This window comes from Polyangiaceae bacterium, from assembly GCA_015075635.1.
In the GTDB taxonomy this organism is placed as follows: domain Bacteria; phylum Myxococcota_A; class Polyangia; order Polyangiales; family Polyangiaceae; genus JADJKB01.
In genome coordinates, this window is sequence record JABTUA010000002.1 from 1,244,436 (window position 1) to 1,257,692 (window position 13,257).

General features: G+C 68.4%; 8 protein-coding genes. 1 reads left to right on the plus strand and 7 read right to left on the minus strand.

From position 1 onward, the window contains the following. Positions 1 to 27 precede the first annotated feature (27 nt). The 5 genes from HS104_21930 to HS104_21950 form a co-directional block, all read right to left on the minus strand. The gene (locus HS104_21930) at positions 28 to 960 is read right to left on the minus strand and encodes an SUMF1/EgtB/PvdO family nonheme iron enzyme (GenBank protein ID MBE7482627.1); all 933 of its coding nucleotides are present in this window, start codon (positions 958 to 960) and stop codon (positions 28 to 30) included. Then, positions 957 to 3,227 (minus strand): hypothetical protein, encoded by a 2,271-nt coding sequence (locus tag HS104_21935; protein ID MBE7482628.1) that lies wholly within the window; start codon positions 3,225 to 3,227, stop codon positions 957 to 959. Before HS104_21935 ends, HS104_21930 begins: the two co-directional genes overlap by 4 nt. A gap of 734 nt (positions 3,228 to 3,961) precedes the next feature. Further along, a complete protein-coding gene (locus HS104_21940; protein ID MBE7482629.1) occupies positions 3,962 to 7,093 on the minus strand; it encodes an efflux RND transporter permease subunit in 3,132 nt (1,043 codons plus the stop codon). 16 nt (positions 7,094 to 7,109) lie between these two features. Continuing rightward, positions 7,110 to 8,171, minus strand: coding sequence for an efflux RND transporter periplasmic adaptor subunit (locus HS104_21945; GenBank protein MBE7482630.1), 1,062 nt, complete (start codon positions 8,169 to 8,171; stop codon positions 7,110 to 7,112). 152 nt (positions 8,172 to 8,323) lie between these two features. After that, positions 8,324 to 8,959 carry a TetR/AcrR family transcriptional regulator gene (locus tag HS104_21950; GenBank protein MBE7482631.1) on the minus strand — a complete coding sequence of 212 codons (636 nt, stop codon included), beginning with the start codon at positions 8,957 to 8,959 and terminating at the stop codon, positions 8,324 to 8,326. 112 nt (positions 8,960 to 9,071) lie between these two features. On the opposite strand from HS104_21950, the gene HS104_21955 reads away from it, so the two are divergent. Beyond that, entirely contained in the window at positions 9,072 to 10,295 is a 1,224-nt protein-coding gene (locus HS104_21955; protein MBE7482632.1) for an MFS transporter, read from the plus strand. Positions 10,296 to 11,314: 1,019 nt separating this feature from the next. Here the strand turns inward: HS104_21955 and HS104_21960 are convergent. Together HS104_21960 and tnpB are read right to left on the minus strand one after the other, a co-directional pair. Then, positions 11,315 to 12,820: an IS66 family transposase gene (locus tag HS104_21960; protein ID MBE7482633.1), complete on the minus strand. Its 1,506-nt coding sequence runs from the start codon at positions 12,818 to 12,820 to the stop codon at positions 11,315 to 11,317. A 13-nt stretch (positions 12,821 to 12,833) separates the two neighbouring features. After that, complete coding sequence (gene tnpB, locus HS104_21965) at positions 12,834 to 13,202, minus strand: IS66 family insertion sequence element accessory protein TnpB (GenBank protein MBE7482634.1); 369 nt, start codon at positions 13,200 to 13,202, stop codon at positions 12,834 to 12,836. Positions 13,203 to 13,257 lie beyond the last annotated feature (55 nt).

Consider the following 13,257-nt stretch of genomic DNA (forward strand, 5'->3'; position numbering starts at 1 on the left):
GCCCTGGTCCGCACCGGCCCGATGGGGCTACTCCACCGGCCGCACGCAGCGGTACCCGTAGCCGGGGATGTCGTTGTATCTAAGACCGCCTCCACGGTGCGCAGCGCGTAAGACCTCCAGCGGACCTCCCGTGCCGCCTCCTCGCACCGGTAGGACCAACACCTTCTTGAAGCTACAGCTCTGACCGCTTGGGCACTCCGTCGAGTGGGTAGGCAAGGACGTGTACGCATCCGTGTAGGCATAGGGTGCGATGCCGACGACCTCACCTGCATTGCCGGCCAGGTCGTAGATGCCCTCCGGGCTCGGTGGGTAGCTGCCGGCCGCGCTCACCTCCGGGATGTCGTTGCCCACCCACGGCACCTTGGGCGGGCACTTCGTGGCGTCGATGTTGGCGAGCTCGCAGGTCGGAGGAGCCTCGCCCCAGGGGTAGGTGCGGGTGCCGCCCCAGGTGGCGGCCCACTCCCACTGAGCTTCGTCGATGTGGCGCTTGCCTTCCTCGCCACAAATCTGATCGCCCGGTGATGGCGTGCCGGGTCCGTCGTAGGCCGGTTGAGCGACGGCGATATCGGAAAGGAGCGGCATGTACGCCTTTGGCTGCGCACACTCGAGCTCTTGACTGGGGCAGCCCGGATCGTCTTCGTAGTGCGACCAGGTACGCAGCGTGGCCTCCATCCAGAACGGCGCGACGGTGATCTCGTGAGGCGTGTCCGCTAGCGGGCAGGGCTCGAAGGACGGGGGGAGCTGGTGCACGCCGGCGACGGGGCAGTAGCCCCGGCCCATGGTGAAGGTCCCGCCCGGGACGTAGATCTCGCGGACGCGACAGCGGCCGTCCACGAGGTCGGTGCCGGGAGGGCACCCGGTCTTCGGCCACGTGGGCGCGGTTGCGGCGGAGTCCTCCGTCTGGCCGCCGCACGCGGCGCTCAGCACCGCGAGCAGCCCGATGACGAGCGCTCGGTTCATGGCGTCCGCCGGCGGCGCACCACGCGTCGCGAGAGCCCGGCAGCGAGCGGAAGCAGCGCGAGCCAGGGCCAGGCTTCGCGCTCGGTCTCGGCGCCCACCACGCCGCACTGCGCGGGGCACCCTCCGGGCTCGAGGTGCACGCGCACGTAGGCTGGAGTCGTAGCGGTCGCGCTGACGACGCAGGCGCTGGGGTCATCCGGGCCGGTCGCGCTCGCCAGGCACTGGCGCACCCGGTAGTAGACGCGGTCGCCGTCGGCCAGCGCCGACGAAGCCACGGCTGCCCAGCTCGACGCGGACGGCTTGGCGCGGAAGAAGCCGCTGGGCGAGCAGTTCAGTCGGGTCGTCGGGCTGAACGTCTGCGGGTCTCTCGTCGTGACCCCGCCCGCCGCGGAGCTGAACGCCGGGTTGTCCGAGAGCTCGACCCAGAGCTGGTTGAGCCCGCCGGTCGCGCCCGTGAACTTCGTCCCCGGGACCGCGAAGAAGTCGAACTCCGGCGCCTGCGCGGTCGAGCTCCAGTCGAAGGGTCCGGACATGGTCAGCGTCTGCGCGAGCAGGTTCAGAGCCAGGGCGTCGCTGCACTCGGTCGCGTTGCAGCGCACGATGGGGCGCGCGTCCGGGTCTCCAGTGCCAAGCGCCCAGAGGAAGTGAACGCCCGCGGGGAAGACGCCTTTCTCGATGAAGGCGGCGCGCGCCGTGTGCGTCCAGCGACGGACGTCGGCATACGGTGAGGCTTTCAGGTAGCTCGCCAGGGCGCTGAAGTACTTGACCTCCCCGTCGGCGGTGGCCTGAAGGGCCCGCTCGGCCTCGAGGAGGTGACGGGCGGGGATGCCGCTGCCGACACCGGAGTCGAAGAAGCGGCGCGCGTAGCCGAACATGGCGCCGCCGACGACGAGGCGCCGGTCGGAGTGGAACTGGTCGGCGAGGAACGACGGCCAGGTGCAGGCGTTGGTGTCCCCGCCGGGCGGCTCGACCTCCTTCCAGAACCCGAACGCCCGCGTGTTGCAGAGCGAGCGAGTGCCCAGCCCGATGGTGCCGGTGCCGTAGGCGGACTTGTCGTCGCACACGCCCATGAGCTCGCTCAGCGGTGTCGTGGAGGCGAAGATGGGCCCGAGCAACGCGCGCCGGACTTCGAGGGCCGCGAAGCCGTCGGCGACGCCCTCCAGCACGACGTAGCGCCGCTTGCAGGGCTGGTTCGGGGGGCACTCGCCGGGGAACAGCTCGTCCGGGTCTCCCGCGGGGTTGGGGACGAGCTGCCAGCCGCCGTCCTTCGCGAGGGACTCCTGGATGTGATGATGGTACTCGTGGGCGAACAGGGAGCCGTCGCTCGTGGCGTCGAGCGCATGGGGCGTCGGCGCCGAGCCGCTGGAGGGCCGCGCGTCCGCGAATTTCATGGTGTAGCGCCCGGCCTTGGCGTTGTTGAAGTCCGTCGTCGCAAGGTCGTCGTCCTGGGTGAAGACCGGCCGCCAGTGAACGGTGATGGATGTGCGGAATCGGTCCTGCCCCAGCACCTCGAAGCGCGAGTCGAGCAGCGCGTAGAACTTCTGGAGCTTGCCGGCGTTGTGGAACGCCTGGAGCTCGGCGTGGTGCGCGGGACCGACGGGCTGCTCGCTCGTGACGTCGTCCCGAAGGTAGTGAACCCATCCCGGCGAGCTGTTCAGCGCCGGCCTCACCGTCACGTCGTTCAAGGTGCCGTGAAGCGGTCCGACCCCGTGCTGCTGGCTCAGGAGCAGGAGCTGCGGTCCGAGCGGGTCGGGCTGCACATTGACGGGGACCGGCGCGTTGGCGGGGTTGGTGTAGTCGTCGTCGGAGCGCGGAGCGACCAGTGGCTGCAACGAATTCCCGAACTGATCGACCAGCATGTCGTTGCGGCACACCGCGAACCCCGTCGCATACAGCTGCCCGCCGTCCGGCGTGACGCAAGATACCTTGGTCGTGTCGTGCAGCGCGGTGTCGAGGTGCACCGTCTGGCCGTCCCCGACCTCCACGTGGGTCTGGACCCTCTTGAGCCCGCCGATGTAGTCGGGATCGTAGCCGTTGAAGGCAAAGGACTTCTCGTTGGGACCCGTGGCGAGGACTTGCCCCAGTGCATCCAGCACCGTCAGAACCTCGCGCCGGCCGTCGAAGTGAACGACGTGGAAGCGCCCCTGGGCCTGGACGCCGTCGCGCACGCCCGCACGGACCAAGTACAAACGCTGGACGTCGGCGAGGTGAGCGGGGACGCTGCTCGCCGCGACGGAGCGCTGGATCGCCTCTCCGTCCGAGATCACGAATCGATCGAAACTGAGCTGGGAGTCGCCTGCGGGAACCCGACAGCTCAGTGCGGCCGGGAACGGTTGGCGGGCGGGGCTGGACACCTGGCACCGGGCAGGAGTGACGGGCACTCCATTGTGCACGAACGCAACGTCCCAGATGCGGCGCTCGGCGCCCTCCTCCGTCGCGACTCGCTCTGCGGTTACCAGGGGTGCCGCGGGGAGACGCCTCCCGGCGAGCCGCACTGCGAGCTCCACCAAGCGCGCCAGCTCGTCGCGACTCGGGTTCGGGCGCTGGAGAGTCAGTCCGGAGAAGAAGAAGTCCTCGCCGAACGGATCGAGCTGGAGGCTGGCTCGACGGAAGAGCCGACCCTCGTCGGCGCGAAGCAAGCCCGGTCGGAAACCGGGCGCCTCACTCGCCCCGTGAGCGACGACTGGACCCAGTGAATCGACCGCACGGACGTGTTGTCGTCGAGGACAATCGACCCACGCTTCGTCCGAACCGTGATCGCCTCCGTTGCCCGCCTCCGTCGGATCGACCTTCTCCGCGGCTCCTGGTGACTTCGCAGCAGGCTGGGCACTCGAGCGAGCAGCCCACAACCCTACCACTGCGAGAGAGAGAGAGAGAGTCAACTTCACCCGCACCCGTCCGGCCATTGCACCCTCCTGGAGCCTGGATTCTCTCGCGCATCCGTGAGCCAGGCAATGTGCGCGGACGTGGTGACGTGTGGGCCGTCGGGGCGACCAACCCACTACTCCGCCGGCTTCGGCACGACGCTCGTCGGCGCGCCCACCCGGAACCACTTCCGGAGCTTCACCGACAGGTCGTCGAAGAGCGAGTAGGCCACCGGCGTCGCGAGCAAGGTGAGCAGGAGCGCCAGCGACTGCCCGCCGATGATCACGAAGCCCGTGGCGCGGTTGGTGCCGGCGCCGGCGCCGCTCGACACGACCAGCGGCAACATGCCGGCGACGAAGGCCGCGGTGGTCATCAAGATGGGGCGCAGGCGGTCGCGATTGGCCGTCAAGATCGCCTCGTCCTTCGGCAGCCCCGCCGCCCGGAGCTTGATGGTGTGGTCGATCTGCAAGATGGAGTTCTTCTTCACGATGCCGAACAGCACCAATATGCCCAGCATGCTGAAGATGTTCAGCGACTGGCCGAAGATGATCACGCTGATCAGCGCGAAGGGCACGGTCAGCGGCAGCGAGAGCAGGATGGTGATGGGGTGCAGCCACGACTCGAACTGCGCGGCCAGCACCAGGTACATGAAGATGAACGAGAGCAAGAACGCCAGCGCGAAGTTCTTGAACGCGCGGCCGAGCTCCTTGGAGCGGCCCATGGGTCCGCCGCTGTAGGCCGGGTCCATCTTCAGCTCCTGCACGCCGGTGGCGAGATCGGCGAGGACCGCGCCCTCGGAGAAGCCGGGGGCCAGGTTCGCCATCACCATCACGGTCTTGCGGCGGTTGTAGCGATCGATGCGGCTCGGTCCCGTGCCTTCGTCGAAGACCACGACGTTGTCCAGGGTGACCGTGCCCAGCTTGGCGCTCGGCACGCTGAGGCGCTTGAGCCGCGAGACGTCGTTGCGGGCCTCGCTCTCCGCCCGCACCTTCACCTCGTACTGCTCGCCCCGGTCGTTGAAGGTGCTGACCTCGTAGCCACCGACCAAGAGGCGCAGGGCGCCTGCGACGTCCGCGACGTTCACGCCCAGATCCGCCGCCTTCTTGCGGTCGATGTGCACGCGCAGCTCGGGCTTGCCGGTGATCAGCGAGGTGTCCGGATCGACGATGCCAGGCTGCCTCTTCAGCCGCTCCATCAGCTTGGCCGAGTAGGCCTCGAGCTTGGACAGCTCCGGACCTTGCAGCTGGTACATCACCGGGTACTGCGGCATGCCGCCGGAGAAGGGCGGCACTTGCCCGATGGAGATGCGGTACTTGTCGGCTCCGGGCTGCTTGCTCACCACCTCGCGAGCCATCGCGATGATCTCGGCCTGCGAGAGCTTGCGCTCGGACGGCGGCACCAGCTTCACGTAGATGCCGGCCAGGTTGGAGGTGCGCTGGGCGTCGTCGCCCACGGTGGTCACGGCGTACCTCACCCCCGGGAGCTTCTCGATCTCGCCGGCGATGCGCGTGGTGACGATGCGCGTGGCGTCGAGGCTGGTCCCCTCCGGCACCCGGATGCTGGCGCCGATCTGCGACTCGTCCTCGTCCGGCAGGAAGTTCTTGTTCGCCGCCTTGGCCAGGAACGGAATGGACGCCAGCGTCGCGAACGCCGCGAGCACGATCACCCAGCGCCGCCGCATCGCGAAGCGGAGCAGGCGCATGTAGCCGTCCTCGATCAGCCGATAGAAGCCGGTCGCCTTCGAGCCGTGCCCGTGGTGCGCAGCGTCGGGATCCTTCGCCGCGGCGGCGCTCGGGCGCAGGAAGCGTGAGCTCATCATCGGGGTGAGCACGAAGCTCACCAGGAGCGAGATCATGATGGCGAAGGCCATCGTCAGCCCGAACGAGTTCATGAAGCGGCCGACGATGCCGGCCATGAAGGCCACCGGCAGGAACACCGCCACGAGCGAGAGCGTGGTGGCGAGCACGGCCAGGCCAATCTCCTTGGTGCCGCTGATCGCGGCGTTGTACGGCGTCTCGCCCTTCTCCTCCATGTGCCGGTAGATGTTCTCCAGCACCACGATGGCGTCGTCGATCACGATGCCCACGGCCAGGGTCAAGGCCAGCATCGTGATCACGTTCAGCGTGAAGCCGGAGTAGCGCATCAGCGCGAAGGTGCTGATGATGCTGACCGGGATCGCGACCGCCGAGATGACGGTCGAGCGCCAGTTGCGCAGGAACAAGAAGACCACCACCGAGGCCAGGAGCGCGCCCAGGAGCAGGTGCTCCTTCACCGTGGCGATGGCGTTGCCGATGAACTCGCTCTGATCGCGCGCGTTCTCGATGACCGTGCCCTTGGGCAAGCGCGGCTGCAGATCGGCGAGCCTGTCCTTCACGCGCTCGACGATCTGCACGGTGTTGGTGCCGCTCTGCTTGCGCACGTTGAGCAGCACGGTGGGGCTGGTACCGCGGAAGCCGGCGCTCTCGGCCTCGGCCATGCCGTCCTCGACCCTGGCCACGTCGCCCAGGCGAATCGGCTGGCCCGCCCGCGTGGCGACGGTGATGTCGGCCATCTGCGCCACGCTCTGCACGCGGCCCAGCGTGCGCAGCGTGAGCTGCGTCTCGCCCTTCTCCACGCGCCCGCTCGGCAGCTCGATGTTCTGGCTGCGCAGCGCGCGTTCGAGCTCGGCGCCGGACATGTCGTACTTCTCGAGCTTCGCCGGATCGACCCAGACGTTCACCTGCCGCGCGCGCCCGCCGATGATGCTGACCTGGCCCACGCCGTTCAGCGACTCGAGCTCGCGCCGCACGACCTTGTCGGCCAGCTCGGTGACGTCCCGCGGGCTGCCTGGGCTGGTCAGGGCCAGGGTCAGGATCGGCGTCGCGTCCGGGTCCATCTTGGCCACCATCGGCGGGTCGATGCCGGTCGGCAGCTCGGCCATCACGGCCGAGACCTTCTCGCGCACCTCCTGGGCCGCGACGTTGATGTCCTTCTCGAGCACGAAGGTCACGATGACCTGGCTCACGCCCTCCACGGAGGCGCTGCGCAGCTCGTCGATCCCGCTGATGGTGTTGACCGCCGCCTCCAGCTTGTCGGTCACCTCGGTCTCGACCTGCTCCGGCGACGCGCCGGGCACCACCGTGGTGACCATGACCACCGGGAACTCGATCTTGGGGAAGCGATCGACCCCGAGCTCGAAGTAGCTGAAGCCGCCGACGACCGACAAGACCAGCACGATCACCGTCGCGAACACCGGACGGCGCACGCAGATCGCCGCGAGCCACTGCATGCGAGCTCCGCGCGCCTCAGCGAGGCGCGACCTCCCGCGAGTCCGTGAGGTCGGCGACGCTCTCGGCGGCGACCTCGTCGCCGGCCCGGAGCGGGCCCCGGATCTCCACCATGTCGCCGACGTGGCGCCCGGTGGACACCAGCTTCTCGATCACGCGGTTGCCCTCGCGCACGAACACGCGGGCGTTCGAGCCAGTGGAGCCGACAGCGGACTCGGGGACCAGCAGCACCTCCGCCGGCGCGCCCTTCAGCGCGAGCTGCGCGCGCACGAAGAAGCCCGGACGTAGCGTGCCCTCGTCGTTCGGCACCTCGGCCTCCACGGGCAGCGTGCGCGAGTACGAGTTGATGGCGGCGCCGATGCGCTTCACGTTGGCCTTGAAGTCGCGGCCGGGGTACGCGGAGACCCTGAGCACCACGCTCGCGTCCTGCTCCAGCCCGGCGATCTCCGACTCCGGCACGTCGATCTTCAGGCGCAGCGGGTTGTCCTTCACGACCACCGCGACCACGCGCCCGACACCGGCGAACTCGCCGGCGCTGACGCGACGCTCCTGCACGGCGCCGTCGAACGGCGCCACGACCTTGGTGTCCTTCAAGTTCTTGCCGGACAGGCCCGCCTGCGCCTCGGCGGTCTTCAGCGCGGCGAAGCCTTGGTTGGCGCCGTTCCGAGCCGCCTCGTACGCCGCCTCCGCGCGCTGCGCGTTGCTCTTGGCCTGATCGACCACCGCCTGGGCGACGGAGCCGGATTTGGCCAGCTCCTCGGCGCGCTTGGCCTCGGTCACGGCCAGATCCCGCGCCTCCTTCGCCGCCTTCACGTCGGGCACCGCCTCGGCGTCGAAGCCACGTCCGTTCAAGCCGAGCCGCGCGCGCTGCTGATCCGCGGCGGACTTCGCCGCCGCCAGCCGGAGCGCGGCCTCGCTGGCGTCGAGCACGACCAGGACGTCGCCCTTCTTGACGCGCGTCCCGACGTCCACCTTCACCAGCTTCACGGCGCCGGCGAACTGCGCGGCGACCTCGCTCTTCTCGTCGGGATCGAGCGTGCCGCTGATCTCGAGCACCGGCGGGAGCTTCCGGCTCTCCACCTTGGCGAAGCGCACGGCGAGCGGAGGCGTGCTGGCCGCCCCCGCGGTCGGCTCCGGTCCGGGCGGCGGTGGTGACTTCTTGCAGGCCACGGCGCCCAGGGCGGTGGCGACGAGCAACGACGACAACGACAATCGCATCGGGACCTTCCAGTTCATGGACGTCCCCCCAATCGAATCGGCCCGCTCCCGCTCATGGGATCGCCGCCGCGAAACAACAGCTCGATCAGCCCGCGCAGGTACATCTCCTCCGGCATCGGGAGCGCGTCCTGCGCCTGGAACAGCAGATCGAAGATCACGTAGTTGTGCACCGAGCCGATGAAGGTCCGCGCGACGACCTCGGCGTCGTGGCGCGCGAAGCGACCGGCTCGCATCTCGCCGTCGAAGTAGCCGGCCAGCGCCTTCAGGGTCCCAATCGGACCCGCGCCGCTCAGGCACTGCGGCAGGGGCGCGCCGTCGGCCCCGGGGTTCGACCAGGCCATCAGGTGCAGCGGCACGACCCGGCGCAGGTGCTCGGCGAGCGCCCGGCCGATCTCGAACAGGTTCTCCCGCGGATCGCCCTTCCCGACCCTGCCGGGCAGCTCCGCCGCGAAGGCGGGCAGCTCGTCCAGCGAGCCCATCGCCGCCTGGAACAGCTCGGCTTTGCTGCGAAAACGCTTGAAGATCGAGCCCTCCGACACCCCCGCCCGGGCGGCCACCTCCGCCGTGGTCGCGCGGAAGCCGCGGCTCAAGAACACCTCCCGAGCCGCGTCGAGAATCGCCGAGTCCTGGATGATGGCAGGGCGTGCCATTTGTGAGCGCTCACTCATTTAGCTGAAGGTCAGGCCGCGTCAATGGCCCCCATCAGGGTTTGCAGACGTCCGTTCAGGGCCGAGACGGCTCGGATTACCGTCCCGGGCGACGATGCGCCCCGAAGCCAAACAAGCCCCCGTGGCCCTGACCGTGCTGGTCGCGGCGCTCGGCTACTTCGTGGACATCTACGACCTGATCCTGTTCAGCATCGTCAGGGTCAAGAGCCTCGCCGCCATCGGCGTGCCCAAGGAGCAGATCCTCGATCAGGGCGTGCTGCTCATCAACATGCAGATGGGCGGCATGCTCATCGGCGGCATCCTCTGGGGCGTCCTGGGTGACAAGCGCGGGCGCGTCTCGGTGCTGTTCGGCTCCATCTTCATGTACTCGGTGGCGAACATCGCCAACGGCTTCGTGCAGACGGTCCCGCAGTACGCGGCGCTGCGCCTGATCGCCGGCGTCGGTCTGGCCGGCGAGCTCGGCGCGGGCATCACGCTGGTCAGCGAGATCATGCACCGCGAGTCCCGCGGTTACGGCACGACCATCGTCGCCACCATCGGCATCCTGGGCGCCGTCGTCGCCGCGCTGATCGGCGACTTCTTCGACTGGCGGACCGCGTACTTCGTCGGCGGCGGCATGGGCCTCGCGCTCCTGCTCCTGCGCGTCGGCCTCTACGAGTCCGGCATGTTCGCCGGCGTGAAGGCCTCCGGCGTCAAGCTCGGCAGCTTCTCGAGCCTGTTCTCCACGTTCGCGCGGGCGAAGAAGTACCTCGCGGTGATCCTGGTGGGCGTCCCCATCTGGTTCGCGGTCGGCGTGCTGGTGACGTTCGCGCCGGAGCTCGGCAAGGCCATGGGCATGAGCGAGGCTCCCGCGCCCGGCCGCGCCGTGATGATGACCTACATCGGCCTGGCCGCGGGGGATCTGGCCAGCGGCGCGCTCTCCCAGCTCCTCAGGAGCCGCAAGCGCGTGCTCGGAGGCTTCATCGGCCTCACGGCCCTGGCCTTCGTCGTCTACTTCACGCTGGCGAAGACCTCGCTCACCACGTTCTACGGGGTCTGCCTCCTGCTCGGCTTCGCCACCGGCTACTGGGCGGTGTTCGTGACCATGGCCTCGGAGCTCTTCGGCACGAACATCCGCGCGACGGTGACCACGACCGCTCCGAACTTCGTGCGCGGCGCCGTGGTCCTGCTCACCTTCGGTTTCAAGCAGCTGAAGGACCCCCTGGGCGTGGTCGGCAGCGCCATCGCGGTGGGCGTGGTCACGCTGCTGATCGCCGTCGTCTCGCTGCTCGCGCTGGAGGAGACGTTCGGGAAGAGCTTGGACTACGTGGAGGAGTGAGCGGCGTCCCGGCAGCGCGTCCGGGCTTTGCCCGATCACGGCGCAGGGGGCGTGCCAGGCGCCCGAGCACGCGTTGCTGGCGCTGGCGTCGCCACTTCACTTCGCTTCGTCAAGAACCCCTGAACCGCCACGGCATCGGCGGTCAACGGTCCTCCGTGGACGAGTTCTGGCGACTCAAAGTGGCGTCGCTGTGACTGATCGCCTCCTCGATCGTCACGTTCACCCCGCGGTCAAAAGGCGCTCCGAGGAATACCGCGCATTCCCCATCTCCGGTTGTCGGTGACCAAGCGACGAGTGTTCCGGTTGCATCAAATATGTAGACCGGTGCGCCTGACCCGATCCGCAACAACACGCCGCCCGCAGATGCACGATCAAGCCAAACCACGTACTCCAAGCCGGAGACCTGAACGCGCCTGAGCTTGCGCGGTTGCGCATGCGCCCGCGCAAAATCCCTGAGCTTCCAGGCTTTTGGGGCAGTCGCCCGCCGGGCCACGTCCCGCACGACCGACGAGAGAGCCATCGCGCTGGTGAGTGCCAGAAGGCCCAGAACCCACCACCTCTTGTTCGGGCGTTCTCCCACCATTGCTCCTAATCGACGTCACTGCGGAGGGCAAGCATCTGGGTCGCATGCTTCACGACAGGTCTTCCATAGCTGGGGCGCAAGCAATGCGCCACGGTAGTTGCTCCGGATGTCCGCGAGCCAATCGCCAGCGAATTTCTCTTGCGCCTCGTAGAGCCAGCCGACGAGCGGAGACAAGAACGGATCCCAGTGCAACGTGAGGCTAGGCAGTTCGCGAAGCAGTGCCGCTTGCTGGAGCCGTCATTCTCATCATCCGGATACGACGCCCAAGCCTGGTCAAACGCGGCCAAGAAACAGGCGCCTCCTCCAGCGATTCCTCCACCGACCAAATACGGGGACTGCCCATCGCGGTCAGCGAAGTTCGTCGGGTTGTTCCTCGCGTACGCAGTGACCGATCAGCGACGCCGGGATGCGCGGCGGGTGGAATCGTGCGTGGGGCTCAGCCGAGGGTCTTCTTGAACGCGGCGGGGGTCAGGGCCTCGAGCGGCAGCGCGAAGACATCGCGGTGGGTCCCGAGGCGCTCGAAGGCCCAGGTGAGATAGGCCTGCGCAGGGACACCTAGAGCTCGACAGGTGGCGATGATGCCGAGGAGCACGCAAGCACGGTGGGCGCCTTCCGTGCTGCCGGCGAAGAGCATGTTGAGGCGCAGCTTGGCGACGTTCTGAAACTCGCGCTCGGTGGGAGAGTTGTCGATGGGGACCAGCGGGTCGTCGACGAAACGGAAGAGCGCGTCCCGATGGTTCTTGTAGTACCGAATCGCCGCCGCCAGCGGCTCGGAGGGCAAGAGCGTCGGCTCGACGGCGTCGCGCCAGCGCTCGAAGTCCTGGACGATGGGGCGAATGCACCGCTGGCGATGTTCTCTGAGCGCCTCTCCGACCAGGCCGAGCTTCTGCGCCTCTCCCTCTTCGCCGTAGATCGCGCCCAGGAAGGCGCCGCCTTCGAGAGCGAGCACCGGCTGGGTGTCTTCTGCGTCACGGAACTTGCGACGGCCGTGGGCGTTGCACCCGGCCTCGAGCACGCGGCCTGAAGCGAAGACGTCGTTGAAGCGATGCTCGGCATCGGCGGTGAGGGTACCTCGGAAGGGTCTGAGCTTCGCGGCGACGACCTCGCCGCTCTTGTCGGGCTCGTACTGAAAGACCGCGACGTCGTGGTTGCGGTAGAGCTCCACGTAACCGTTGTGCGCAGCGGGAAGCTTCTTGATGATGACCTTCAACCCGGTGCCGTCGGTAGCCATCCAGGAGCCGGCGAGCAGCTGCTTCCAGTGCAAACCGTCGATGCCCGACAGCAGGTCGGCAGCGCGCTCGATGAAGGTCACCAGCGTGCTCATCGCGATCGGGACTCCGCGCTCGGCGAGGTCGCGCCGGATGCGGTCGAGCGGCGTGAGCAGCCAGAACTTCTGGTACACGAGCCACGCGAGCCACTCGCAGGTGACCTTGGAGCGCTCGTAAGGGGCAGGCAGAGAGCGCAGCGTCGTGCGCTCGCCACACTCGCGACAGCGACACGTGTAGCGACGAACGACGCGCCGGCGCTGGTGTTCCTTGACGACGTGGAGCTTCTCCTCGACGAGCTCGTCGACGACGTCCAGGGCAGCTCCGCCGCACTCGCCGCACGCATCGGGGCGGAGCTCGTGCTCTTCGGCTTCGAGGTGGCTGGGGATCGGCTTGCGCCCCGTTGGCCTCGCCTTCTTCTTCGGCGGAGGCTCGGCGGCAGGCTTGTCCGGGGCCTTGGGCCGCTCCTCGAAAGCACGCTGGGCTTCTCCCTCGACGACGGGCGGGGCAGCGGCTGGCGCTGCAGCGCCGGGAGCAGGAGCCTTTCGCTGCTTGCGCTGCGCTACCGCGAGCAGCTCCGAGACGCGATCGTTGAGCCGTGCCAGCTCGGTGAGGAGCTGCGCGACTTGCGCACGGAGCTCGGCGTTCTCCTTGCGCAGCGCTTCCAGCCCGTCCACAGACGAGTAGAGATCATACTTGGAGATCCGTGTCGATCCCCTTGCGTGCTTTTTCGAATCGAGGCCGCCGGTACCAGCCGCGCCGCGCCGCTGTGAAGTCGATCCCAGCCAGCAGCGAGGCGAACGCCGAGCCGTCGATCACCACCTGCGGCTTGTCGCCGTCCAGCAGCGGAAGCTGAAAGCTCCCAGCCTCGAGGCGCTTGGCGAGAACACACCAGCCCGACCCGTCGAACCACAGAGCCTTCGCGATCCGCCTGCGCTTGTTGAGGAAGAGATACAGGTGGCCATCGACTGGATCGAGCCCCAGGCCGCGCACAGCGCCGGCGAGGGCGTCGAAGGAGCCGCGCATGTCGAGTGGGGCCACCGCCACGAACACGCGCACCGTCGGAGGTAGGCTCAGCACGAGCGCAAAGCCTCGAGTACCCGGTGCAGCGTCT